Here is a 22,295-nt window from a genome sequence, read left to right on the forward strand (position 1 = left end):
AATAAACAGCCTGTGAGTGGGTATGAGTGATTCCGTAGTCGGCCTTGGCCAGCCTGAAACCGACGGGGTGCGCAGAACGCGCAAGAACAACCCCGAGAAAACCCGCGAGGACATCCTCCAGGCCGCCATCAACGAGTTCGTCCAGCAAGGGCTGGCCGGCGCCCGCGTCGACGCCATTGCCGAACGTACCGCCACCTCCAAGCGCATGATCTACTATTACTTCGGCAGCAAGGAGCAGCTCTACTGCGAGTGCCTGATCAAGCTGTACGGCGACATCCGCAAGACCGAGCAGAGCCTGGATTTGGAGTCGCTGCCGGCCGAGCAGGCGATTCGCCGGCTGGTGGAGTTCACCTTCGACCACCACGACCGCAACGTCGATTTTGTACGGATCATCTGCACTGAGAACATCCACTATGGCGAGTACGTCAAGCAGTCGCCGGCCATTCGTGAAATGAGCAGCCTGGTGCTCGAGGCCTTGGGCAACACCCTGCGCCGCGGTGTCGAGGAAGGGGTGTTCCGAGCCGGCATCGAGGTTATCGACCTGCACATGCTGATGAGTGCGTTCTGCTTCTATCGGGTATCCAACCGGCATACCTTCGGTGAAATTTTCCAGATCGACCTGTCTGATGACGAGGTCAAGCTGCGGCACAAGGCGATGATCTGTGATGCGGTCCTGCGGTATATCCGCGCGTAAGTACGGCGATAGAGATTCAGCGCCTATCAGACCGAGCGCCGCCCGCGCGGCGCTTCGCGGCGCAAGGCCGCTCCCACATCTGTTTCGGGCCAGTCACTCCTGTGCGGCCATCTCTGCCCGCCTTGTTTGTTCCATTAGACATCGAAGGTAGCACACCCGCTCTTCTGCAAATTTCAAGTCATACACCAAGGGTGCGCGCGCCTCTGTCACAGGAGTAATTGGCCCGAAACAGATGTGGGAGCGGCCTTGCGCCGCGAAGCGCCGCGCGGGCGGCGCTCGGTCTCATAGGCGCTGAAACTGTTGTGTCGAACACCTTGCGGCCTTCATGCAACCTTATTCAATCCCCAGACAACACATCACTCAGGCCCGCTCACTCCCCCAACCGCTGCTCTCGCGACGGCGGGTAACCAAAATACGCTGCATAGCACTTGCTGAAGTGCGACACCGAAACAAATCCGCAGGCCACCGCCACTTCCATCACTGACAGGTCGGAATACTGCAGCAGCCTGCGGCTTTTGGTGATGCGCAGTTCCATGTAGTAACGCCGTGGCGAAGTACCCAGCTGGGCCTGGAACAACCGGTCTATCTGCCGTCGCGAGCGCCCGCTGTAGGCTGCCAGCTGGTCGAGGCTAAGGGTTTCCTCAAGGTTGTTCTCCATCAGCTCGACAATGGTGCGCAGGTGCAGGCTCATGGACTTCTTCGCCCCGGGGCCTACCTGGCGATAGCGCGCGCCGGAGAACGACAGGATTTCTTCCACGCCCTCGGCCAGGCCATCGCCATACAGCCGGCGCACCAGGCCCAGCATCAGCTCCATCGCGCCGTTGGGGCTGGCCGCGCTGAGCCGGTCGCGGTCGAAGGTGAAACTGGCCGGGGTAATGCGGGTTTGCGGGCTGCGCTCTGACAAGCTGGCGCGTTGCTCGGGGTGGATGCTGCAGCCGTAGTCGTCCAGCACCCCGGCGCGGCCCAGGAACCAGGCACCGTTCCACAGGCCACCCAAGGCCATGCCGTGGGCGTTGCAGTCGCCCAGCAGGCGGTCGAGTTCCGGGTACTTCAGGGGGGTACGCAAACCACCGCAGATCACCAGCAAGTCCAGTTCCTTCAAGGCTTCGGCCGACAGCTCGGTGGCCACCAGCTCCAGCCCCAGGTCACTGAGCACCCGATCGCCATCCAGCGACAACGGGGTGAACTGGAAACTGTCGGCACGCAGCAGGTTGGCCGTGACCAGCACGTCCATGGCCACGGTGAAACTGGCCATCGAGAAATGTTCCAGCAAAACGAAATCGACCCGGTAGGGGGCCTGGGCAGTGGCGCTGCTGGTTTTGAGCCGCAGCATGTTGCTGGTGCTAGTCTTCTTGCTGAACTGGCGTGGCGTGGGCACTCTGGACTCCGCTTCCTGGCTGGCCTGGAGAGTGTGGCCGGTGGCAGTGGGAAAGACAATCTCCCGGGTGGCCGTGTCGTATTGCAGGTCGTGTTCAGGCAACCGGGTGCTGCTTGCCAAATCAATCTGAACCCTCAGCGCCCGCTGCAACCCAAGCCATTACATGCCAATGGGAGAGCGTTCATGGAAATCGGTACGATCTGGATCATCATCGCGGCCTTGGTCATCCTCATGGAAATCTGGGCCATCTGGCACATCATCGGCAGCGAGCGGCGCGCTGAGCGCAAGATGCTGTGGATCGTCTTTGTGGTCTACGCGCCAATTCCCGGCTTGCTGTTCTGGGCCTGGCGCGGGCCGCGGGCGGTGAAGGGCAGGGCGGTACTGCAGGAAAAATAACAGCACACTGCCTCAGGCGCGGGGGCGCCTGAGGCTGTGGAGGTTCATTTGGGCAGGATGTTGAAGCGGATAGCCGGGCCCAGGCCATCCACCATCAGGCAGCCATAGAACTTTACGGTAGACAGCACGTCCAGTTTCTTGAGCGCTTTGTGGATGTAATCGTGAACCAGCTTTTCAGCCTCCCGCTTGCGGTCTGCGAGCGTACTGCTTTGGAGCGTGACGTTGCCGAGCAGGGTGGTTTCAATGTGCTCGACGGTGTCCAGGCGCAGATCTTCGCGCAGGTGCAGGCGGGCCTTTGCTGCATCAGTTTCATCGCGTTCAGGGTTGCAGGGCTTGATGGTATAGGCCAGCTGAAAATCAAATTTACTCATTGGTTTTCCTTGTTGCGAACAGGCCTCCATGCCGGGCCTTGCAATCTACTGGTTCACGGCGGCCGCGCAAACAGACGCTTGGTTCAAGCATGACGGGGTCTTGTGGGAAGTGTCCTACATTGTGCTTGACCTCGAGTTAACTTCAGGTCCGATACTGCGCCGCTCTTCCATCAGAACGAGGGCTTGTCGTGACCCAACCAAGCGCATTTCAGCTAAGCAACCCCGAAAGCCTGTACGACCCCAGTGGCAACGCTTATTCCCATGTCGCCGAGGTACGCGCCGGCAGCCGCCTGCTGTGCGTTGCCGGCCAAGGCGGCGAGGACAGCGACGGAGCGTTGTCGCCGTTGTTCGCCGAACAGGCCCGCCAGGCGCTGGCCAACCTTGAGCTGGCACTGGCATCGAAAGGCGCCAGTCTGGCCCAGGTGTTCAAGCTGACCCTGCTGATTGTCGACCACAGCGAAATGCGCCTACGGCAGTGGGTAGCGGAAGCCGACAGGGCCTGGGGCCCACACATGAAACCGACCTGCACGCTGATTCCGGTTCCACGGTTGGCGCTGGACGGAATGCTGGTAGAAATTGACGCCATGGCCGCCGTGCAATAACCCGCTCGCAGACGGTGTGTGCGGTTTTAGCCGCGAACATCGCGGTATCGCCCTGGCGCTGCTACCGCGTCGTTAAAAGAAACTGCGCTGCGCCTTGAGCGTGACGACGCTGTCGCAATAGGTGTTGATGCCCGAGTACGCATCGCAGCCACCGCCACTGAGGCTGGAGTTGCTATAGATCAGATTAAGGTCGATGCCCAGCCAAGGCCGCGACAGTTCCAGCGACCAATCGGAAAAGCCGCTGACCTGGCTGCCATCGCCAATGGTGAACGGCGTGCCCAGGCGGTGGTGGGCGAGCTTGACGGTGAAGTCGACGTCGAACAGCGGCAGTTGGCCGAAGTCGGCGAACAGCGTACCGGTGCGGTTGTCGGGGTTGTCACGCAGTGCCCCGCCGAAGCGGCTGCCGAGCACAGAGATACCACCGTACAGGGCAAAACTGTCGGGGCCTGCGATGTTGGGCTGGCTATAGTGGATCAACCCCACCTCATAGCCCAAGCTGCTGTCGAAATGCTGCTTGTAACCCAGGTAGCTGTCCAGGCGCAGGGTCGAATTGTGGGTCACGCCCATGCTCGGGGCGTACTGGCCGAGGTACCAGCCGCTGGAGTGACTAAGGTCCAGTCCACCATGGAACGCACCCACTGCAGTGGGTGATATCAGCCCTTGGGCCATGCTGCGCGAGGGTGTGGTGCCAAGTGTGAAGTCGAAATCGCCCAGTTGGCGTTTCATTTGCTGGGCCAGCAACAGGGGGCTGAACAGCAGGGCAGCACTCAGCAACAGAAGGGGCCTGATCATGGTCTCCGTCCTGGAAGGCTTGCGGTAGAGCGCTAAAGGATACCTGTGCAGGTGGCGCGAGGGAACCTTGGATCAGCCCGTTCAGCCTTTGGTCGAACGGTCGGTGTCAGCGGCTTCGGTTACCACCGGCAGGTTGCCGGCACGCTGGATCACCCGCCGTTGCAGTTCGTAGTCGTCCAGCGACAGGCCACGCCGCTGCAAGGCTTCCAGCTGCAGTTGGCGGGTTTCCTGGGCGCTGTACGGGCGCAGCTCAGGGTGGCTGGCACAGCCGCTGCTGATGGCGATGGCAAGTACGGCGAGGGTGGCGGACAGCAAGCGGGCCAGGGTATTCATCAGGGAGCTCCAGGGGCCGGGGTCGTGGGCGGCGAGTCGATGGAGCTAGGTTATTAGGCTGCGTCATTTGGTAAAAATTGCCATTCTCGATAGTGACTATCGATGGATGCTGGTCAGTGCAGCCAGGCGGATCACAACGAAAAGTTTACGCCCCCCCGCATGTGGCCAAACCCACGGCCGTTGCTACCCTTATTCCACGCCGTCTGACCTCATGGGGATAAGCGATGCGCATGCCATTGTTTGCTGTCCTGTCAGCAGTCCTGTGCCTGAGCGCTGCGCCTGGCCTGGCGCTGGCCGAAGACGTACCCGCGCCAGACCCGGCGCCACCGGCCGCCAGCAAGGACCCGGTCTTCAACCAGGAACAACTGGACCAGATGACTGCGCCCATCGCCCTGTATCCAGACCCGTTGCTGGCCCAGGTGTTGATGGCATCGACCTATCCGGGGCAGGTGAGCGAAGCCGTGACCTGGTCCAAGGCCAACCCTAAGGCCGCCGGTGACGACGCGGTCAAGCAGGTGGCCAAGCAGCCTTGGGACCCAAGTGTGCAGGCACTGGTGGCCTTTCCGCAGGTGCTGGCAACCCTTGGCCAGGACCCGGTCTGGGTACAGCGCCTGGGTGATGCCTTCCTCGCCCAGCCCGACGATGTCATGGGCAGCGTGCAGCGCTTGCGCCACCAGGCCCAGGCCGCCGGAAACCTGCAAAGCAACCCGTACCAGAACGTGACCGTGCAGAACTCCATCGCACCTGCCGCGGCACCTGCACCTGCACCTGCTTCCAGCGGCGGTAGCACTCAGGTGATCACCGCCAGCGCGCCACCCACCACCATTGTCATCGAACCGGCCGACCCGCAAGTGGTGTACGTGCCCACCTACAATCCGGCCACCACTTATGGCACCTGGGCTTACCCGGCCTCGCCGCCGGCGTATTACCCGCCACCGCCGATGTATTACCCCGGTTCCGCGCTGGTAGCCGGCTTGGCCTTTGGCACCGGTGTGGCAATCGTCGCCTCGCTATGGGGGGACTGTGACTGGGGCAACAATGACATCGACATCGACGTCAACCGCTACAACAACATCAACGGTAACAACCGTATCACCAACAACAAATGGCAGCACAACGCCGCAAACCGCGACGGCGTGCCTTATCGTGATGCCCGCAGCCGCCAGCAATATGGCCGCCAGCTGGACGGTGCCTCGCAGCGCACCGCGTTCCGTGGCGATGACGCTCGACGTGCCCAGGCGCGGGACAAGGCGCGTGCTTCGATGGACCGCGCCGGTATCGAGCGGCCGGCGACCAGCAACAACCAGGCACGCCAGCAAATGCGCGAAGCGAGGGCAGACAACACGGTGGGCAACCGCACGCAGCCCCGTGGCGACAACCCAAGGGTTGCCGACCGCCAACAGCCAGCACGCCACGGCCAGGAGCGGCAGCAGAACAGCCAGTTGAACCAACGTCGGCAAGGTGAAGGCCAGGCGCGCCAGGTGGCGCAGAACCGCCCGGCGAATACCGCAGGCCGGGCTCGCAATAATGCGTTCGATGGCGTGCGCTCGCCGTCGCGCACCAGTGCCCAGGCCACCCGCGGCCGCACCAGCCAGTCGTTTGCCCAGCGGCCCAATGCATCACGTGCCACCGGTCACCAGATTTCCCGGCCCAGTGCACCGGCACGTCGCGGTGGAGGTGGCCGTCGATGAACCGTTCAACAATAGCGGCATTGCTGCTGGCTGCTGGCCTGGCCTGGTCCTCCCTGGCCGCTGCGCAGGAAGCCTTCCCGGCGCCGGACAAGGCAGTGGAAGCATTGGTAGCGGCACTGGGCCAGGACAAACCAGACGAAGCCCGCCTGGCACAGTTGCTGGGCGATGACTGGCGTACCTACATACCGCGCGGTGGTATGCAACGCAGCGATGTGGACGCTTTCCTGCAGGCCTATGCTGCGCAGCACAGCATCGACATGGCAAGCGAGGGCAAGGCCATTCTGGCGGTCGGCAGTGATCACTGGACGTTGCCCATACCGCTGACCAAAAGCAGCCAGGGCTGGCGCTTCGACCTCAAGGCCGGCAGTGCCGAGATCCGTGCCAGGCGCATCGGCCGCAACGAGCTGGGCGTGCTGCAGTCGTTGTTGGCCTATCACGACGCGCAAATGGACTACGCCACCCAGGACCACAACGGCAATGGCGCGCTGGAATATGCACAGAAAATCTTCAGCGAACCCGGCAAGCATGACGGGTTGTACTGGGAAGATGACGGCGACGGCGACAAAGCGATCAGCCCACTCGGCCCGCTGTTCGGCCAGGAACAGCTCGGCGATGCCTGGTACGGCTACCACTTCCGCATCCTCGACGCCCAAGGCCCCTCCGCCCCTGGCGGTGCCTACAGCTACCTGATCGGCGACCAGATGAGCCGCGGCTTCGCCATGGTCGCCTGGCCGGCCAGGTACGATGACACCGGGGTGATGAGCTTCATGATCAGCCATGACGGCCAGATATTCGAGAAAGACCTCGGCCCGCGCGGCGACAGGCTGGCTAAGGAAATGAAACGCTTCGACCCGGATGACAGTTGGAAGGTGGTAGACGTGGCTGCGGGAGATTGAATTGCAATCACCTGTGAAAGACTCCCGCGGTCCTTGTGGGAGCGGGTTCACCCGCGAACACGGGCGACGCCCGTGCCATCCAACGCGTCGCCTGCTTCGCGGGTAAACCCGCTCCTACATTGGCTGTGCATGTTTCTGTGTGGCATGCCCGCGAAGCAGGCGACGCGGTATCTGGCACCGGCTACGCCGGTGTTTGCAGGCCTGCCCGCTTCCACAGGGGATCGCGCTCTTCTCTAGGAGCGGCCTTGCCGGTGCGCCGGACCGGTCGGATTGGCTGCAAAGCAGCCCCCGGATCTGGTAGCTGAGATTGCCCTACTCCCCCAACATCTGCCGCACCAACCACTGCCCCGCCGGCCCCAGCGCGCGCCGGCTGGACCAGACCACATCCATATCCACCCGGCGCGGATAACCCGCCACCCGCAGCTCAACCAACCCACCGCCAAACCGCGCCACCAGCGCCCTGGGCAGTTCGGCCCAGCCAAATCCGCGCACGGCAAACTCCAGCAGGGTGAGGTAATCCGGTGCTGACCAGGCTTGGCCGCGGCCGTGGTGCAGGCTGGGGGCGTAGGTCTTGATATACAGCTGCCGGGTGCTTTCCAGATGCTGCGCCTGCACGTGTTCAAGGCCCGCCAACGGATGCCCGCGGGCCACGTACACAGCAAACTCCGCCTGCTCGGGCAGGCGCGCCACGGCCACATCGGCGGGGTAGCTGGGCTGAGTGGCCAGAATGCCGATATGCGCCAGACCCTGCTGGATCAGCTCGATCACATCGGCATCTTCCGACGGGCCGCAGCGCAGCTCGGTATGCGGGTAATGCTCGGCAAAGCGGGCCATGACCGCGCCCTGAAAGGTGACGCTGTAGCTGTCTGACATCACTACCGACACCAGCGCCTCGACATTTTCTGCCAGCCGCACCGCCAGCGCATCGAGCTGGGCACTGGCATCCAGAATCGCCTCGACATGGCTCAGCACCTGCCGGCCCGCTTCATTCAGCGTGGGGTGGCGGCCACCACGGTCGAACAGCGGGCAGCCGATATCGGCTTCGAAATTGGCGATCGCGATGCTGATGGTGGATTGGCTTTTGCGAAGTTTGCGCGCCGCGGCAGAGAACGAACCCAGCGACGCGGCTTCGACAAAGGCAACCAGAGCTTCGGGGGAGTAGCGCATGGTATTGATAAAACCGATGGTGGCTATGTCGCGAGTATCAGTTCTGTCAAAGACAATAGGAAGCACGACTCACGCAATGGATGGAATATGCTATGAAAAACGTGTCTTTCACCGAACGCCTGGTACACGCCGTTGGTTACGAGGTGTTCGCCGTGCTGCTGTGTGCGCCGCTGTTGTCCTGGATCATGGGCAAGTCGCTGGCGACGGCAGGGGCGCTGGCGGTGACCCTGTCGGTAATCGCCATGCTGTGGAACATGGTCTACAACGCGCTGGTCGATCGGTATGTGCACTCTGAGCGTATCCACTGGAAGGCCCGCGCGCGTTTCGTGCACGGTCTGGGCTTTGAGGCAGGGCTGGTGGTGTGGTGCTTGCCGGTGGCGGCGTGGATGTTGGATATCTCGCTGCTGCAGGCGTTTATGGTGGAGCTGGGCTTCTTTGTGATCATTCTACCCTACACCGTGTTGTACAACTGGGCGTTCGACAAAGCCCGGCACCTGCTGATGCAGCGCCGCATGGCCTAACCCTCCCGTCCGACGCGGTCCCCTGTAGGAGCGGCCTTGTGTCGCGATGGGGCGCGCAGCGGCCCCAGGTTTTCAGTGTCGCCGCGTAGATTGCCGGGGCCGCTGCGCGGCCCATCGCGACACAAGGCCGCTCCTACAAGAGATCGCGCCAGCTTTCACGAGTGCAAAAAAAACGGGGCATGCCATCGCTGGCATGCCCCGTCTTCATACCGCCAAAGCGCCTCAGGCGACTTTGACGATCCAGCCTGCCGGTGCTTCGACATCACCGCTCTGGATGCCGGTCAGCTCGTTGTAGAGCTTCTGGGTAACCGGGCCGACTTTTTCCAGGTCGTGGAACACGTGCAGCTTGCCGTTGTGCTCGATGCCGCCGATCGGGGTGATCACCGCAGCGGTACCGCAAGCGCCGGCTTCGATGAAGCGGTCCAGCTTGCTGATTTCCACGTCGCCTTCGATCACGGTCAGGCCCAGGCGCGATTGTGCCAGTTCCATCAGCGACAGGCGGGTGATGCCTGGCAGCACCGACGCCGATTTCGGGGTGACGAATTCATGGTTGGCGGTGATGCCGAAGAAGTTGGCCGAACCGACTTCTTCGATCTTTGTGTGGGTCAGCGGGTCGAGGTAGATGGCGTCAGCGAAGTTGGCTTTCTTCGCTTCAGCGCCCGGCTGCAGGCTGGCGGCGTAGTTGCCACCGACCTTGGCCGCGCCGGTGCCTTGCGGGGCAGCACGGTCGAAGCTGGAAATCTGGAAGTTGTGCGGCTTCATGCCGCCCTTGAAGTACGAGCCAACCGGGATGGCGAATACCGAGAAGATAAACTCGGGGGCGGTGCGCACGCCAATGTTGTCACCGGTGCCGATCACGAACGGGCGCAGGTACAGGGCGCCTTTACCGTGCGGTGGCACGAACTTTTCGTTGGCCTTGACCACTTGCTTGCACGCCTCGATGAACACATCGGTCGGCACGTGCGGCATCAGCAGGCGGGCGCAGCTGCGCTGCATGCGGGCGGCGTTCTGGTCTGGGCGGAACAGGTTGATCGAGCCGTCCTTGCAACGGTAGGCCTTCAGGCCTTCGAAGCACTGCTGGCCGTAGTGCAGGGCCGTGGAGCCTTCACTGATGTGCAGCACGTTGTCTTCGGTCAGGGTGCCCTTGTCCCACTCGCCATTGCGCCATACGGACAGGTAGCGTTTGTCGGTCTTGATGTAGTCGAAACCCAGCTTGTCCCAGTTAATGCTTTCGTTGCTCATGACACCCTCATTGTCTTGCAAGTGCCCGATCGCTCGGGCTGCTGTTATATGCGCACCATGCCACCTTAATACATCCTTGGCGGATCGGGAACGGCCAGTCACGAATTGATAGCCTGCGATGCATTTATTGCGGCCCGGCGTGGGTTTTGCGGTGGGGCTACGGGGTGCTCGGCACACCATTTACATCGCCTGCAAGATCGAGCGCCGCCCGCGCGGCGCTTCGCGGCACAAGGCCGCTCCCACATCAGTTTCGGGCCAGTTACTCCTGGGTCATAGGCGCGCCCCCCTTGGTGCATGGCTGGATATCGATGAAAAGCAGAGGCGACACCTTCAATATCGAATGGGACGAACAAGGCGGGCAGAGTAGGCCTCACAGAAGTGATTGGCCCGAAACAGATGTGGGAGCGGCCTTGTGCCGCGAAGCGCCGCGCGGGCGGCGCTCTATCTCACAGGCGCTGCAAATCTTCCGCCAAGCCCCCGGGCTCAGCGCCCCATCAAGCGCGTGGCCCAATCGCCGCCGTGGCTCTGCTTGCAGGCTTCTTCACTGTCAAACCTTACATGCCAGGCCGGATGGTCCAGCGCAATGCGGGCCTGCTCCAACGCCAGGCCGGTCAGCGCCAGCATGCGCGCCTTGGCGTCACCCGCCATGGCAGCGGCCTTGTCGGCCTCTTGCTCGAACACCCAGGTAATAAGCAGGCTGGCCGGAAAATGGTCGGGATCAAGGCGATGGGTGAGCCAGCTGAAACCCACAATCTCGGCCTTGGCGGTTTCGCAGGCGTCGGTCAGGCAGGCCACCAGCTCCCGCTCCAGCCGTGCCATTTCGCGTTTCCCCATCGCCTTCACGGGTTGGCCTCGACGCTGAAGCCCAGGAAGTCGAGGTAGAACTCGCGGGCCTTGGCGACCGAGAAAATGCGCAGTACCGGTATGGCGGGGGCGAGGTGCATGAGGGCGTCCTTGACCGTGGGGAAAGGCGCCACTGTAACCCAGTTGCCCTATCAGGGGCGCTCAGCCCGGCAGCAATGGTTGACCACCCGCCAACCACTGCGTAGCCTTGCCACTTCGAGGTTCTTCGGCCAGGCCGAAGCTAAGACGGGAACGCGGTACAAGCCGCGGCTGCCCCCGCAACTGTAAGCACCGACAACGGATCGACACAGCCACTGCGCCAGCGCGCGGGAAGGCGTCATCCCGCCAGCCCGCTGTTTAACAGCATGGGCAACTGGAACGGTGCGAGCCAGGAGACCTGCCTCGCGACGTTTTCGACTTTCAACCGGGCGGGGTGATCCGGTGGCGAACAAGCCCGGCCGGCCTGGCCCGTGGCTGTCGTCCTGCATGCCCGCGCCATACTGCCAAGGGCAATGCGACATGAAAACACTGGCCAAGCTCCCCGTCACCATCGTTACCGGCTTCCTCGGCTCGGGCAAGACCACCTTGCTGCGCCACATGCTCGACAACGCCCAGGGCCGCCGCATTGCGGTCATTGTCAACGAGTTCGGCGAACTGGGTATCGACGGCGAAATCCTCAAGCAATGCAGCATCGGTTGCACGGAAGAAGAGGCCACTGGCCGCGTCTACGAACTGGCCAACGGCTGCCTGTGCTGCACCGTGCAGGAAGAATTCTTCCCGGTGATGCGCGAACTGGTGGCACGCCGTGGCGACCTCGACCACATCCTGATCGAAACCAGCGGCCTGGCCCTGCCCAAGCCATTGGTGCAAGCGTTCCAGTGGCCGGAAATCCGTAACGCCTGCACCGTCGACGCGGTCATTACCGTCGTCGACAGCCCGGCCGTGGCCGCCGGCACCTTTGCCGCCTATCCGGACCAGGTTGATGCGCAGCGCAAGCTCGACCCGAACCTGGACCACGAATCGCCACTGCACGAGCTGTTCGCCGACCAACTGGCCAGTGCCGACCTGGTGGTATTGAACAAGGCCGACCTGATCGACGCCGAAGGCCTGGCCAAGGTCCGCGCCGAAGTCGCCGAAGAACTGCCGCCAGCGGTGAAGGTGGTCGAGGCCAGCAGCGGCAAGCTGCCACTGGAAGTGCTGCTGGGCATGGGCGCCGAATCCGAGGCGCACATCGATGGCCGCCGTACCCACCACGACTCGCACCACGACGGCGACGACCATGACGATCATGACCACGACGCCTTTGATTCCATCTCCATCGACCTGCCGGAAGCCGACGAAAGCCTGCTGCTCGACGCCCTGACCCAACTGGTGGTGGAGTTCGGCATCTTGCGTGCCAAAGGCTTCGCTGCCATCCCGGGCAAGCCCATGCGCCTGCTGGTGCAAGGCGTGGGCACCCGTTTCGACAAGCACTTCGACCGTGCCTGGCGCGCCGACGAGCCGCGCATCACCCGCCTGGTGCTGATCGGCCAGGACCTTGATGCAGCCCAGCTTGAAGCGCGCCTGCGCCAGGCCCTGGGCGCCTGACCCGTGCACCTGCTGCGGACCCAGCCCGGCGGCTTCGTGCCGGATGACAGTATTGCCGACCTCGGTCAGACACCCGCCGAACTGGTGATTCTCTGCAGCGGCGATTCACACCTGGCATTGCTCGCCGACACCGCCGAGCAATTGCCCGAAGACTTCCCCAGCCTGCGCCTGGCCAACCCGATGCAGGTGCAGAACCATGCCTCGGTGGACTTGTATGTCGACGAGGTGCTGCGCCATGCCAAGGTCATCCTGGTGTCGCTGCACGGTGGCGTCGGCTACTGGCGCTATGGCGTCGAGCAACTGGTCGAACTGGCTGCCCGTGGCGTGCAGCTGATCCTGGTGCCGGGCGACGACCGCCCGGACCCGGAGCTTACCCGCCTGGGCAGCGTCACCGGCGCGCAGGCCGAACGCCTCTGGCACTACCTGCGTCAGGGCGGCAAGGCCAACGCCATCAACCTGTTCAACTGCCTGGCCAGCCAGTGGCTAGGCCGCGACTATGCCTGGGACGAGCCCCAGCCGTTGCCGCGCACGGCGGTGTACCACCCGCAGAAGGGCAGCGCGGCGCTGGAGGACTGGTACCCCCAGTGGCACCCCGAACAGCCGGTGGCGCCGCTGCTGTTCTACCGTTCGCACCTACAAGCTGCCAACACCGCGTTCATCGACGTGTTCTGCCAGCGCCTGCAGGCGGCCGGGTTGAATCCGCTGCCGATCGCTGTGGCCAGCCTCAAGGAAAGCGCCTGCCTGGAGCAGGTCGAAGCCTGGCTGGACGAGGTCGGCGCCGAGGTGCTGGTCAATACCACCGGTTTTGCCCTGTCCAGCCCCGAACGCCCCAACTTGCGCCCGTTCCGCCGCGATATCCCGGTGTTGCAGGCCATTTGCGCGCAGGACAACCAGCCCGGCTGGGAAGCCAGCGAGCAGGGCCTGGGCGCGCGTGACCTGGCCATGCACATTGCCTTGCCAGAGCTGGACGGGCGCATCATCACCCGCCCGGTCAGTTTCAAGGACATGGCCTGGCGCAGCGAGCGCAGCCAGTCCGACGTGGTGTGCTACCGCGCCCACCCCGAGCGCATGGACTTCGTTGCCGAACTGGCGCGGCGCTGGGTCGAATTGGCGCGCCTGCCCAATGCACAGAAGCGCGTGGCCCTGGTGCTGGCCAACTACCCGACCCGCGATGGCCGCATTGGCAATGGCGTGGGCCTGGACACACCGGCAGCCGCGCTGAACATCCTCAAGGCGTTGAAGGCCGCAGGCTATCCGCTGGCCGAGTTGCCGGGCAGCGGCACACAACTGATTCATCAGTTGCTGGGCGGCGTGACCAACGACCTCGACCACCTCGACCAGCGCCCCTGTGCCCAGAGCCTGAGCCTGGCCGACTACCATGCCGCGTTCGAGCGCTTGCCCGAGGCCAACCGCCAGGCAGTACTGGAACGCTGGGGGGCGCCCGAACAGGACCCGATGTACCGCAGTGGCCGGCTGATGGTTGCCGGCCTGCGCTTTGGCCTGACTTTCGTCGGTATCCAGCCGGCACGCGGCTACCAGGTGGACCCCAGCGCGGTGTACCACGACCCCGACCTGGTGCCGCCGCATGGTTACCTGGCGTTCCATTTCTGGCTGCGCCATGCCTTTGCCGCCGACGCGGTGATTCACGTTGGCAAACACGGCAACCTCGAATGGCTGCCCGGCAAGGGCGTCGGGCTGTCGGCGCAGTGCTGGCCGGACGCCTTGCTCGGCCCGCTGCCGAACATCTACCCGTTCATCGTCAACGACCCGGGCGAGGGTGCCCAGGCCAAGCGCCGCACCCAGGCAGTGATCATCGACCACCTGATGCCGCCGCTGACCCGCGCCGAAACCTACGGCCCGTTGCGCCACCTGGAGCAACTGGCCGACGAGTTCTACGAAGCGCAACTGCTTGACCCGCGGCGTGCCCGCGAGTTGCAACGCGACATCCTCGAGCTGGTCAAGGCCAACCACATCGACCGTGAGCTGCAACTGGAAGGCCAGCTGGACGATGCCGCCGTGTGGCTGCCACGGCTGGACACCTACCTGTGCGACCTCAAGGAGTCGCAGATTCGCGATGGCCTGCATGTGTTCGGCGAGTCGCCCACGGGCCGGCTGCGCCTGGATACCCTGTTGGCGTTGCTCAGGGTCGAGCGTGGCGACGGTCGCGGTGGCAATGCCAGCCTGCTGCGGGCCTTGGCCAAGGCGTTGGTACCGGGCTTCGACCCGCTCGATTGCGAACTCGGCCAGCCGTGGCAGGGCGCCCATCCCGAGCAGTTGCAGGCGGTGAGCAGCGAGCCATGGCGAACCTGTGGCGATACCCGCGAGCGCCTCGAACTGTTGGCGCTGCAGGTGATCGAGCAGGCATTGGGCGGCACGGCAGTATTGCCGGGCCTTGCCCCATGGCAGCCGGTACAGGATGTGGTGCAGGCCCTGCGCGAAGCGGTGGCACCCGGCCTGGATGCCTGCGGCGCTGCCGAAATGAATGGCCTGCTGGCGGCGCTGGCCGGGCGCTTCGTGCCCGCTGGCCCCAGTGGGGCGCCCAGCCGTGGCCGCCTCGACGTGCTGCCCACTGGCCGCAACTTCTATACCGTGGACGTGCGCAACCTGCCCACCACCACGGCCTGGCGCCTGGGCTTTGCCTCGGCCAACCTGATTCTTGAGCGCCACCTGCAGGACCACGGTGATCACCTGCGTCAGCTGGGCTTGTCGGTGTGGGGCACGGCGACCATGCGCACCGGTGGCGACGATATCGCCCAGGCGATGGCGCTGATGGGCGTGCGGCCGGTATGGGCCACGGGCAGCCAGCGCGTTGACGACTTTGAAATCCTGCCGCTGAGCCTGCTTGACCGCCCGCGGGTGGACGTGACCCTGCGTGTTTCCGGGTTCTTCCGCGATGCCTTCGGCAACCTGATCCGCCTGTTCGATGCGGCGGTGCAGGCGGTGGCCGCGCTGGATGAGCCCGACGACCTCAACCCGCTGGCGGCCCGCGTGCGCAGCGAGCGCGCCGTGTTGCAGGCACAAGGCGTGGACGCCGAGCAAGCCGCGCGCCAGGCCGGCTGGCGGGTGTTCGGTGCCAAACCCGGTGCCTACGGTGCCGGGGTGCAGAACGCCATTGACGGGCGGCTGTGGCACAGCCGCGACGACCTGGCCGAGGTCTACCTTAACCACGGCGGCTACGCCTACGGCGCCAGCGACGACGGCACCCCGGCCCGCGCCCAGTTCGCCCAGCGCCTGGCCAAGGTGCAGGCGGTGCTGCAGAACCAGGACAACCACGAGCACGACCTGCTCGATTCCAACGACTACTACCAATTCCAGGGCGGTATGCTCGCCGCGTCGGAAACCCTGAGCGGCGCTGGCGTGGCCAGCTATCACGGTGACCACAGCCAGGCCGACCGGCCGCGCATCCGCACCCTGAAGGAAGAACTGAACCGGGTGATCCGCGCCCGTGCGCTCAACCCCAAGTGGATCGACGGGGTCAAGCGCCACGGCTACAAGGGCGCCTTCGAGATGGCGGCGACGGTCGACAACCTGTTTGCCTTCGACGCCACCACCCACCTGATCGACGACCATCATTACCAGGGGCTGGCCGATGCCTATGTGCTCGACCCGGTAACCCGCGATTTCATGCGCGAGCACAACCCCGAGGCCCTGCGCGACCTCACCGAGCGCTTGCTGGAGGCCCAGCAGCGGGGCCTGTGGCAGGCGCCGGGCGACTACCGCGAAGCCCTTGAGGAACAACTGCTCGACGGCGAGGAACAGGCTTGAAATGAGTGAACCCGTGCAATTTCCACTGGCCGCCGTGGTCGGTGCCGACGACCTGAAGCTGGCGCTGTGCCTGACCGCCATCGACCCGAAAATCGGCGGCGTGCTGATTGAAGGGCCGCGCGGCATGGCCAAGAGCACCCTGGCCCGTGGCCTGGCCGACCTGCTTGGCGAAGGCCCATTCGTTACCTTGCCGCTGGGCGCCAGTGAAGAGCGGCTGGTCGGCACCCTCGACCTGGATGCCGCGCTGGGGCAGGGCAAGGCGCAGTTCTCGCCGGGCGTGCTGGCCCAGGCCGACGGTGGCGTGCTGTATGTCGATGAGGTCAACCTGTTACCCGATACCCTGGTCGACCTGCTACTTGATGTGGCGGCCAGTGGCACCAACCGCGTCGAGCGCGACGGTATTTCGCACCGGCACAGTGCCCGTTTCGTGCTGATCGGCACCATGAACCCGGAAGAAGGCGAGCTGCGCCCGCAACTGCTCGACCGTTTCGGCCTGAACGTGGTGCTGGAGGGGTTGCCCGAGCCCGAGGCACGGCAGCAGATCATTCGCCGGCGCCTGGCGTTTGACAGCGACCCGCAAGCGTTCTGCGCGCAATGGGCTACGGCCCAGGCGCAATTGCGCGAGCGTTGCCAAACGGCACGTCACGCGCTGGCCGGTATTGCCCTGGACGACCAGGCGCTGGCCTGGATTACCGAGCGCTGCTACGCCGCTGGCGTCGATGGCCTGCGAGCCGACCTGGTGTGGCTGCGTGCAGCGCGTGCCCACTGCGCCTGGCGCGGTGCTGCCGCCATCACTGAAGCGGATGTCGAGGCCGTGGCCGAGTTCGCCTTGCGCCATCGCCGCCATGTCAGGCCCCAGGCCAACCCGCCGTCGCCGCCGGAACAGCAGGCCGGTCAGCAGGGGGGCGCAAACGCTGGCGGACAGGGCGGGCAGGGCGACTGGGGGGCATTGCCGGCACAGCCGGTGGTCAGCGGCGCCCGCCGTGAGGTGCCGAACTGGGCAAAAAAGCCCTGAGCATCCCCCAGCCACCTGCCACAGGGGCGGATGCCAAAGCGGGTGCAGGCAAGCAGTACGGTGTCAGCCGTGGCCGCGTGCGTAATGCGGCGGTCGGCCGGGTAGCCTGGCTGCCGACCTTGCTGAAGGGGCGACCACGCCAGCGGCAGGACTTGTGTTGGCAACAGCGCCAAGGCAAACCCGCAGAGTTGTGGCTGGTGATTGTCGATGCGTCGGCCTCGACGCGTCGGCATCAGGCCCTGTCTCAAACCAAAGGGTTGCTGGCGGCACTGTTCGACCAAGCCTATCGCCAGCGTGCCCGGCTGGCCTTGCTGACCGCCAGTGGGCGCACGCCGCAATGGCAGCGCCACGGCTTGAAGGCTTCGGCCGCGTTGCAGCCCTGGTTACAGGCTTTGGGGGCTGGAGGTGGGACGCCATTGATCGCGGCCTTGGAGCAGGCCCGGCAGTGGCTACTGGCGCGGCAACAGGCGCATCCGCAAGAAGCCGTGCGCTGCCTCGTATTTACCGACGGTCGCCTGCAAAACGGGGACACGGTGCAGCCGATGCCCTGTGCCACGTTATTGGTGGATATGGAACTGGCGCCGGTGCGCCTGGGGCGTGCACAGCGACTGGCTGAACAATTGCGGGCGGATTACCAGCATGTGCAGCAGTTCAAGGTCGTGGAATGAACAGAGCCTGCGCGGCATTATGTCGCAATAACAAAAGTTGCCAACGCTGCGCCAAGGAAGTTGCACAAGTGCGTGGCGCTGCACGCACTTGTTTTGCCGGTCGCAATTATTTTGGCATCGACCAGGGTTGCAGGTCGTAACCTTTTTCGCACAGTTCGGCGCGCACTTCTTCGATCAGGCTGGCCCACTGGGCCGGGTCGGAATAGATACGCGAAGACACTTGCTTGGCGCCGATGCGGGTGCTGGTCCGGTCGATCACTGCCAGGCTTAGTTCACCAGTACCGTTGGGTGCATCCCAGGCTACGCACTGGAAAGGTTCGAAGGCGTGGTCGGCAATCAGCAGTGCTTCGTTGACACGGAGCGGGGCATTCATGGTTCGGTCTCTCTATGGTCCCAAACAGCGAAGTTAAGTCCGCGTTGCTTCAAAGTCGCCTCAATCATCGCGAAGTGCAGCGCGGGGTTATGTGTACTGATGCTCGTTGTCCGGGGGTAAGTCACACAGGGGGTGTAAATTTTTTTGTCAGGGGCAAATCCGTTGTTCCCTGCGCCGCCATGTGATGTCGATAAAATGCGAAAATTCCCGTGGAGGATTGTAAAAAAATGCGTCGGCAGACAGACGGTACTGGGAACCGTCAACTTCATTGCTACTGTTAATCGGGCGCCACAACTTGCTGTTTTACTTCAAAAAACCAAAAACTGGCGCCAAGGATCGGTCATGCAACAGCCTGCCGCCCAACGTCGTTTGCTTATCGTCGACCCCTGCGACGACTGCCATCGTCTATTGCCTGGCCTGCACAACGCGGGCTGGGATGTGGACAGCTGTATGCTCGGCTCCGCCCTGGATCACCCTTGCGATGTAGGCCTGTTGCGCTTGCAGGCGTCGCACCTGCGCCACCCGGACGCGGTCAAGGACATGATCAAGCGCAGCAACACCGAATGGATCGCGGTGCTCAGCGCCGAGCAGCTGCGCATGCCGGCTTTCGGCGATTTTGTCTGTGAATGGTTTTTCGACTTCCACACCTTGCCGTTCGATGTATCCCGGGTGCAGGTCACGCTGGGCCGGGCGTTCGGCATGGCGCGGTTGCGCGGCAAAGGGGCGGTCAAGGTCGATGAGGCCACCCACGAGTTGCTGGGCGAAAGCCGGCCGATCCGCGAGTTGCGCAAGTTGCTGGGCAAACTGGCGCCGACTGAGTCACCGGTACTGATCCGCGGTGAAAGCGGTACCGGCAAGGAGCTGGTGGCGCGTACCCTGCACCGCCAGTCGCAGCGCAGCGAGCAGCCGTTCATCGCCATCAACTGTGGGGCAATCCCCGAACATTTGATTCAGTCCGAACTGTTTGGCCATGAGAAGGGCGCCTTTACCGGGGCGCATCAACGCAAGGCCGGGCGGATTGAAGCGGCGCATGGCGGCACGTTGTTCCTTGATGAAATTGGCGACCTGCCGCTGGAGTTGCAGGCCAACTTGCTGCGCTTCCTGCAGGAAAAGCATATCGAGCGGGTGGGCGGCAGCCAGCCGATTCCGGTGGATGTACGGGTGTTGGCGGCAACCCACGTGGACCTGGAACGGGCCATCGAGCAAGGGCGTTTTCGTGAAGACCTGTATTACCGCCTGAACGTGTTGCAGGTGGTCACTGCACCGCTGCGCGACCGGCATGGCGACTTGTCGATGCTGGCCAGCCACTTTGCCCATTTCTACAGCCTGGAAACCGGCCGCCGGCCACGTTCATTCAGCGACCACGCCTTGGCGGCGATGGGCCGGCATGACTGGCCCGGCAATGTCCGCGAACTGGCCAACCGCGTACGGCGTGGGCTGGTGCTGGCCGAAGGGCGGCAGATCGAGGCACAGGACCTGGGTTTGCAGTTGCTCGACCAGGAGCAACAACCACTGGGCACGCTGGAAGAGTACAAACACCGCGCCGAGCGACAGGCGCTGTGCGATGTGCTCAACCGGCACAGTGACAACCTGAGTGTCGCGGCCAAGGTGCTGGGTATTTCGCGGCCGACGTTTTACCGGTTGTTGCATAAGCACCAGATACGTTGAGCTTTGCGGGGTACGCCATGGCATTTTTGGCGTTTGTGAGATCGAGCGCCGCCCGCGCGGCGCTTCGCGGCTAAAGCCGCTCCTACAACGACCGCGTCGGCCGTGAGGGCCGCGCGGTCAATACGCGGACAATTGTAGGAGCGGCTTTAGCCGCGAAAGGGCCCTTACAGGCTAAAAAGATCAATGCGCCCCACGCGGAATCGTCTTCAGCAGGTCTTCCGGGCTGATATGCCCAACCACCTGTGCCACCGCACTGCCCGGGGTCGGCAGGTCGATGATGTGGTTTTTCATCTTGCCGATTACATGCATCTCGCACGGCTTGCAGTCGAACTTCAGGGTCAGCACTTCGTCCCCCTGAATCAGCTGCATCGGTGCCACCTTGGTGCGCACGCCGGTCACGCCCTTGGCCTGCTTGGGGCACAGGTTGAAGGAGAAGCGCAGGCAGTGCTTGGTGATCATCACCGGCACTTCGCCGTGTTCTTCATGGGCCTCGTAGGCCGCGTCGATCAGCTGCACGCCGTGGCGGTGGTAGAAGTCGCGGGCCTTCTGGTTGTACACGTTGGCCAGGAACGACAGGTGCGACTCTGGGTACACCGGCGGCGGCGTGGTTTCGGCCTTGCGCCCGCCACGCGGGTGCGCCTGCACACGTGCGGCAGTCAGCGCCTCGATGGCTTCGCGGCGCAGGGCCTTGAGCAGCGAGTTGGGGATGAAGTACGCCTGCGGGGCGTCCAGCTCGATGCTGTCGGCGTGGTACATCGTGGTGCCCAGTTGGCCGAGCAGGTCGTGCAATTGCTCCAGTGCCTGCTGCGGCTTGTTGGCTGCGCCGAACGGGCCTTCCAGGGCTACCTGCACGCTGACGCCTTCTTCGCTGCTGAGGGTCAGCATCAGGCGTTGCTCACGCAGTAACGCGTGCCATTCAACGGCAACCCGGCGCTCGGACGAGGTCCGTTGCAGGGCCTGCTGCCAGTTGTGGTCGAGGTTGCGTGACAGCGGGTGGTTGGGCCGCAGTTTGTACAGGCCCTCGGGCATTTCGTTGGGCTCGACGCGGTAGCGGTAGCGCTTGTTGCCGTCTTCCTCGAACTCGCCACGCGGTTCAGCGATGTTGGCGCGGAAACCCACCACTTCGCGCTTTACCAGCACATTCAGGCCGTCACCGTTGGTCAGTGGCACGTCAGTGACTACTTGCATGTCGCGTTTGCCGACCTTTTCCACCACGCCCACTGGCAGGCCGGTGAAGGTTGGCGAGTCGAAGGCGCCGATATCGACCTTACGGTCGGTAACGAAGTAGTCGGTGCTGCCGCGGTGGAAGGTCTTGTCCGGGTCGGGCAGGAAGAAGTGCTCGGTACGGCCACTGGACGCACGGGCATACGCCGGGCGGCCTTCGAGGATGGCGTCGAGCTCTTTGCGGTAGTGGGCGGTGATGTTCTTCACATAGCCCATGTCCTTGTAGCGGCCCTCGATCTTGAACGAGCGCACGCCGGCATCGACCAGGTCGGCCAGGTTGGCGGTCTGGTTGTTGTCCTTCATCGACAGCAGGTGCTTTTCAAACGCTACCACGCGGCCCTGGTCATCCTTCAGGGTGTAGGGCAGGCGGCAGGCTTGCGAGCAGTCGCCACGGTTGGCACTGCGGCCAGTCTGCGCGTGGGAGATGTTGCATTGGCCAGAGAAGGCCACGCACAGCGCACCGTGGATGAAGAACTCGATGGCGGCATCGGTTGCGGCGGCGATGGTGCGGATTTGCTGCAGGTTCAGCTCGCGCGCCAGAACCAGCTGCGAGAACCCGGCCTGGTCGAGGAACTTGGCCCGCTCCAGGGTGCGGATATCGGTCTGGGTGCTGGCGTGCAGCTCGATCGGCGGGATGTCCAGCTCCATCACCCCCAGGTCCTGCACGATCAGCGCATCGACGCCAGCGTCGTACAGCTGGTGGATCAGCTTGCGTGCCGGCTCCAGCTCGTTGTCGTGGAGGATGGTGTTGATGGTGGTGAACACGCGCGCGTGGTAGCGACGGGCGAACTCGACCAGTTCGGCGATATCGCCAACTTCGTTGCAGGCGTTGTGGCGCGCGCCGAAGCTTGGGCCGCCGATATAGATGGCATCAGCGCCGTGCAGGATCGCCTCACGGGCGATGGCCACGTCACGGGCAGGGCTGAGCAGTTCCAGGTGATTCTTTGGAAGGGACATGTCGTTATATTTTCGGGCTGTCACGGTTTAGGCGGGCATTGTAGCGGTGAAACGGGCCGGGGGCATCATCAGAGAGGTGTATCGCTTGTACTGGCCCTATCGCCGGCAAGCC

20 protein-coding genes, 1 pseudogene and 1 riboswitch are annotated in these 22,295 nt (G+C 63.8%); of the genes and pseudogenes, 11 read left to right on the forward strand and 10 right to left on the reverse strand.

What is annotated here, in order from left to right; genetic code table 11:
- Positions 1 to 22: 22 nt before the first annotated feature.
- A complete protein-coding gene (locus ACI2KG_RS14850) occupies positions 23 to 694 on the forward strand; it encodes a TetR/AcrR family transcriptional regulator (protein WP_404662423.1) in 672 nt (223 codons plus the stop codon).
- A gap of 370 nt (positions 695 to 1,064) precedes the next feature.
- On the opposite strand, the gene ACI2KG_RS14855 is transcribed toward ACI2KG_RS14850, so the two are convergent.
- Positions 1,065 to 2,072, reverse strand: a complete 1,008-nt coding sequence (locus tag ACI2KG_RS14855) for a GlxA family transcriptional regulator (RefSeq protein WP_404662495.1) — start codon at positions 2,070 to 2,072, stop codon at positions 1,065 to 1,067.
- A gap of 183 nt (positions 2,073 to 2,255) precedes the next feature.
- Between ACI2KG_RS14855 and ACI2KG_RS14860 the strand changes: the two genes are divergently transcribed.
- Positions 2,256 to 2,468 carry a PLDc N-terminal domain-containing protein gene (locus ACI2KG_RS14860; RefSeq protein WP_400617836.1) on the forward strand — a complete coding sequence of 71 codons (213 nt, stop codon included), beginning with the start codon at positions 2,256 to 2,258 and terminating at the stop codon, positions 2,466 to 2,468.
- A gap of 44 nt (positions 2,469 to 2,512) precedes the next feature.
- Here the strand turns inward: ACI2KG_RS14860 and ACI2KG_RS14865 are convergent, their stop codons facing one another.
- Positions 2,513 to 2,839 carry a hypothetical protein gene (locus ACI2KG_RS14865; RefSeq protein ID WP_404662424.1) on the reverse strand — a complete coding sequence of 109 codons (327 nt, stop codon included), beginning with the start codon at positions 2,837 to 2,839 and terminating at the stop codon, positions 2,513 to 2,515.
- A 188-nt stretch (positions 2,840 to 3,027) separates the two neighbouring features.
- Between ACI2KG_RS14865 and ACI2KG_RS14870 the strand changes: the two genes are divergently transcribed.
- Positions 3,028 to 3,441 carry a RidA family protein gene (locus ACI2KG_RS14870; RefSeq protein ID WP_404662425.1) on the forward strand — a complete coding sequence of 138 codons (414 nt, stop codon included), beginning with the start codon at positions 3,028 to 3,030 and terminating at the stop codon, positions 3,439 to 3,441.
- Positions 3,442 to 3,513: 72 nt separating this feature from the next.
- Here the strand turns inward: ACI2KG_RS14870 and ACI2KG_RS14875 are convergent, their stop codons facing one another.
- Both ACI2KG_RS14875 and ACI2KG_RS14880 read right to left on the reverse strand, forming a co-directional pair.
- Entirely contained in the window at positions 3,514 to 4,233 is a 720-nt protein-coding gene (locus tag ACI2KG_RS14875; RefSeq protein WP_404662426.1) for a TorF family putative porin, read from the reverse strand.
- An 81-nt stretch (positions 4,234 to 4,314) separates the two neighbouring features.
- Positions 4,315 to 4,566: a hypothetical protein gene (locus tag ACI2KG_RS14880; RefSeq protein WP_404662427.1), complete on the reverse strand. Its 252-nt coding sequence runs from the start codon at positions 4,564 to 4,566 to the stop codon at positions 4,315 to 4,317.
- A gap of 224 nt (positions 4,567 to 4,790) precedes the next feature.
- Between ACI2KG_RS14880 and ACI2KG_RS14885 the strand changes: the two genes are divergently transcribed.
- Together ACI2KG_RS14885 and ACI2KG_RS14890 are read left to right on the forward strand one after the other, a co-directional pair.
- Positions 4,791 to 6,257, forward strand: coding sequence for a DUF3300 domain-containing protein (locus ACI2KG_RS14885; protein ID WP_404662428.1), 1,467 nt, complete (start codon positions 4,791 to 4,793; stop codon positions 6,255 to 6,257).
- Entirely contained in the window at positions 6,254 to 7,153 is a 900-nt protein-coding gene (locus tag ACI2KG_RS14890) for a DUF2950 domain-containing protein (protein WP_404662429.1), read from the forward strand. The genes ACI2KG_RS14885 and ACI2KG_RS14890 overlap by 4 nt, the downstream gene beginning before the upstream one ends.
- A 312-nt stretch (positions 7,154 to 7,465) precedes the next feature.
- Here the strand turns inward: ACI2KG_RS14890 and ACI2KG_RS14895 are convergent, their stop codons facing one another.
- Positions 7,466 to 8,320 (reverse strand): LysR family transcriptional regulator, encoded by an 855-nt coding sequence (locus tag ACI2KG_RS14895; RefSeq protein WP_404662430.1) that lies wholly within the window; start codon positions 8,318 to 8,320, stop codon positions 7,466 to 7,468.
- 92 nt (positions 8,321 to 8,412) lie between these two features.
- Between ACI2KG_RS14895 and ACI2KG_RS14900 the strand changes: the two genes are divergently transcribed.
- A complete protein-coding gene (locus ACI2KG_RS14900; RefSeq protein WP_404662431.1) occupies positions 8,413 to 8,841 on the forward strand; it encodes a multidrug/biocide efflux PACE transporter in 429 nt (142 codons plus the stop codon).
- A gap of 222 nt (positions 8,842 to 9,063) precedes the next feature.
- On the opposite strand, the gene ACI2KG_RS14905 is transcribed toward ACI2KG_RS14900, so the two are convergent.
- The 3 genes and pseudogenes from ACI2KG_RS14905 to ACI2KG_RS14915 all read right to left on the reverse strand — a co-directional run.
- Positions 9,064 to 10,083: a branched-chain amino acid aminotransferase gene (locus ACI2KG_RS14905; protein ID WP_404662432.1), complete on the reverse strand. Its 1,020-nt coding sequence runs from the start codon at positions 10,081 to 10,083 to the stop codon at positions 9,064 to 9,066.
- 483 nt (positions 10,084 to 10,566) lie between these two features.
- The gene (locus tag ACI2KG_RS14910) at positions 10,567 to 10,926 is read right to left on the reverse strand and encodes a hypothetical protein (protein ID WP_404662433.1); all 360 of its coding nucleotides are present in this window, start codon (positions 10,924 to 10,926) and stop codon (positions 10,567 to 10,569) included.
- 8 nt (positions 10,927 to 10,934) lie between these two features.
- Positions 10,935 to 11,027, reverse strand: a pseudogene (locus tag ACI2KG_RS14915) (glyoxalase superfamily protein); the annotation flags it as partial.
- Positions 11,028 to 11,128: 101 nt separating this feature from the next.
- Positions 11,129 to 11,346, forward strand: a riboswitch (cobalamin riboswitch).
- Between the two features lie 99 nt (positions 11,347 to 11,445).
- Between ACI2KG_RS14915 and cobW the strand changes: the two are divergent.
- The 4 genes from cobW to ACI2KG_RS14935 all read left to right on the forward strand — a co-directional run bounded on the left by cobW (position 11,446) and on the right by ACI2KG_RS14935 (position 17,961).
- The gene (gene cobW, locus ACI2KG_RS14920) at positions 11,446 to 12,513 is read left to right on the forward strand and encodes a cobalamin biosynthesis protein CobW (protein ID WP_404662434.1); all 1,068 of its coding nucleotides are present in this window, start codon (positions 11,446 to 11,448) and stop codon (positions 12,511 to 12,513) included.
- A gap of 3 nt (positions 12,514 to 12,516) precedes the next feature.
- A complete protein-coding gene (cobN, locus tag ACI2KG_RS14925; protein WP_404662435.1) occupies positions 12,517 to 16,278 on the forward strand; it encodes a cobaltochelatase subunit CobN in 3,762 nt (1,253 codons plus the stop codon).
- A 1-nt stretch (position 16,279) separates the two neighbouring features.
- The gene (locus tag ACI2KG_RS14930) at positions 16,280 to 17,293 is read left to right on the forward strand and encodes an ATP-binding protein (protein WP_404662436.1); all 1,014 of its coding nucleotides are present in this window, start codon (positions 16,280 to 16,282) and stop codon (positions 17,291 to 17,293) included.
- Positions 17,294 to 17,370: 77 nt separating this feature from the next.
- Positions 17,371 to 17,961: a VWA domain-containing protein gene (locus tag ACI2KG_RS14935; protein ID WP_404662437.1), complete on the forward strand. Its 591-nt coding sequence runs from the start codon at positions 17,371 to 17,373 to the stop codon at positions 17,959 to 17,961.
- Between the two features lie 106 nt (positions 17,962 to 18,067).
- Here the strand turns inward: ACI2KG_RS14935 and ACI2KG_RS14940 are convergent, their stop codons facing one another.
- Complete coding sequence (locus tag ACI2KG_RS14940; RefSeq protein ID WP_003247923.1) at positions 18,068 to 18,334, reverse strand: hypothetical protein; 267 nt, start codon at positions 18,332 to 18,334, stop codon at positions 18,068 to 18,070.
- Positions 18,335 to 18,676: 342 nt separating this feature from the next.
- On the opposite strand from ACI2KG_RS14940, the gene ACI2KG_RS14945 reads away from it, so the two are divergent.
- The gene (locus ACI2KG_RS14945) at positions 18,677 to 20,002 is read left to right on the forward strand and encodes a sigma 54-interacting transcriptional regulator (RefSeq protein WP_404662438.1); all 1,326 of its coding nucleotides are present in this window, start codon (positions 18,677 to 18,679) and stop codon (positions 20,000 to 20,002) included.
- A gap of 180 nt (positions 20,003 to 20,182) precedes the next feature.
- Here ACI2KG_RS14945 and ACI2KG_RS14950 read toward each other — a convergent pair whose 3' ends face one another.
- Positions 20,183 to 22,183, reverse strand: a complete 2,001-nt coding sequence (locus ACI2KG_RS14950) for a U32 family peptidase (RefSeq protein ID WP_404662439.1) — start codon at positions 22,181 to 22,183, stop codon at positions 20,183 to 20,185.
- Between the last annotated feature and the right edge of the window lie 112 nt (positions 22,184 to 22,295).

The organism is Pseudomonas sp. NPDC089407 (assembly GCF_044900445.1).
In the GTDB taxonomy this organism is placed as follows: Bacteria; Pseudomonadota; Gammaproteobacteria; order Pseudomonadales; family Pseudomonadaceae; genus Aquipseudomonas.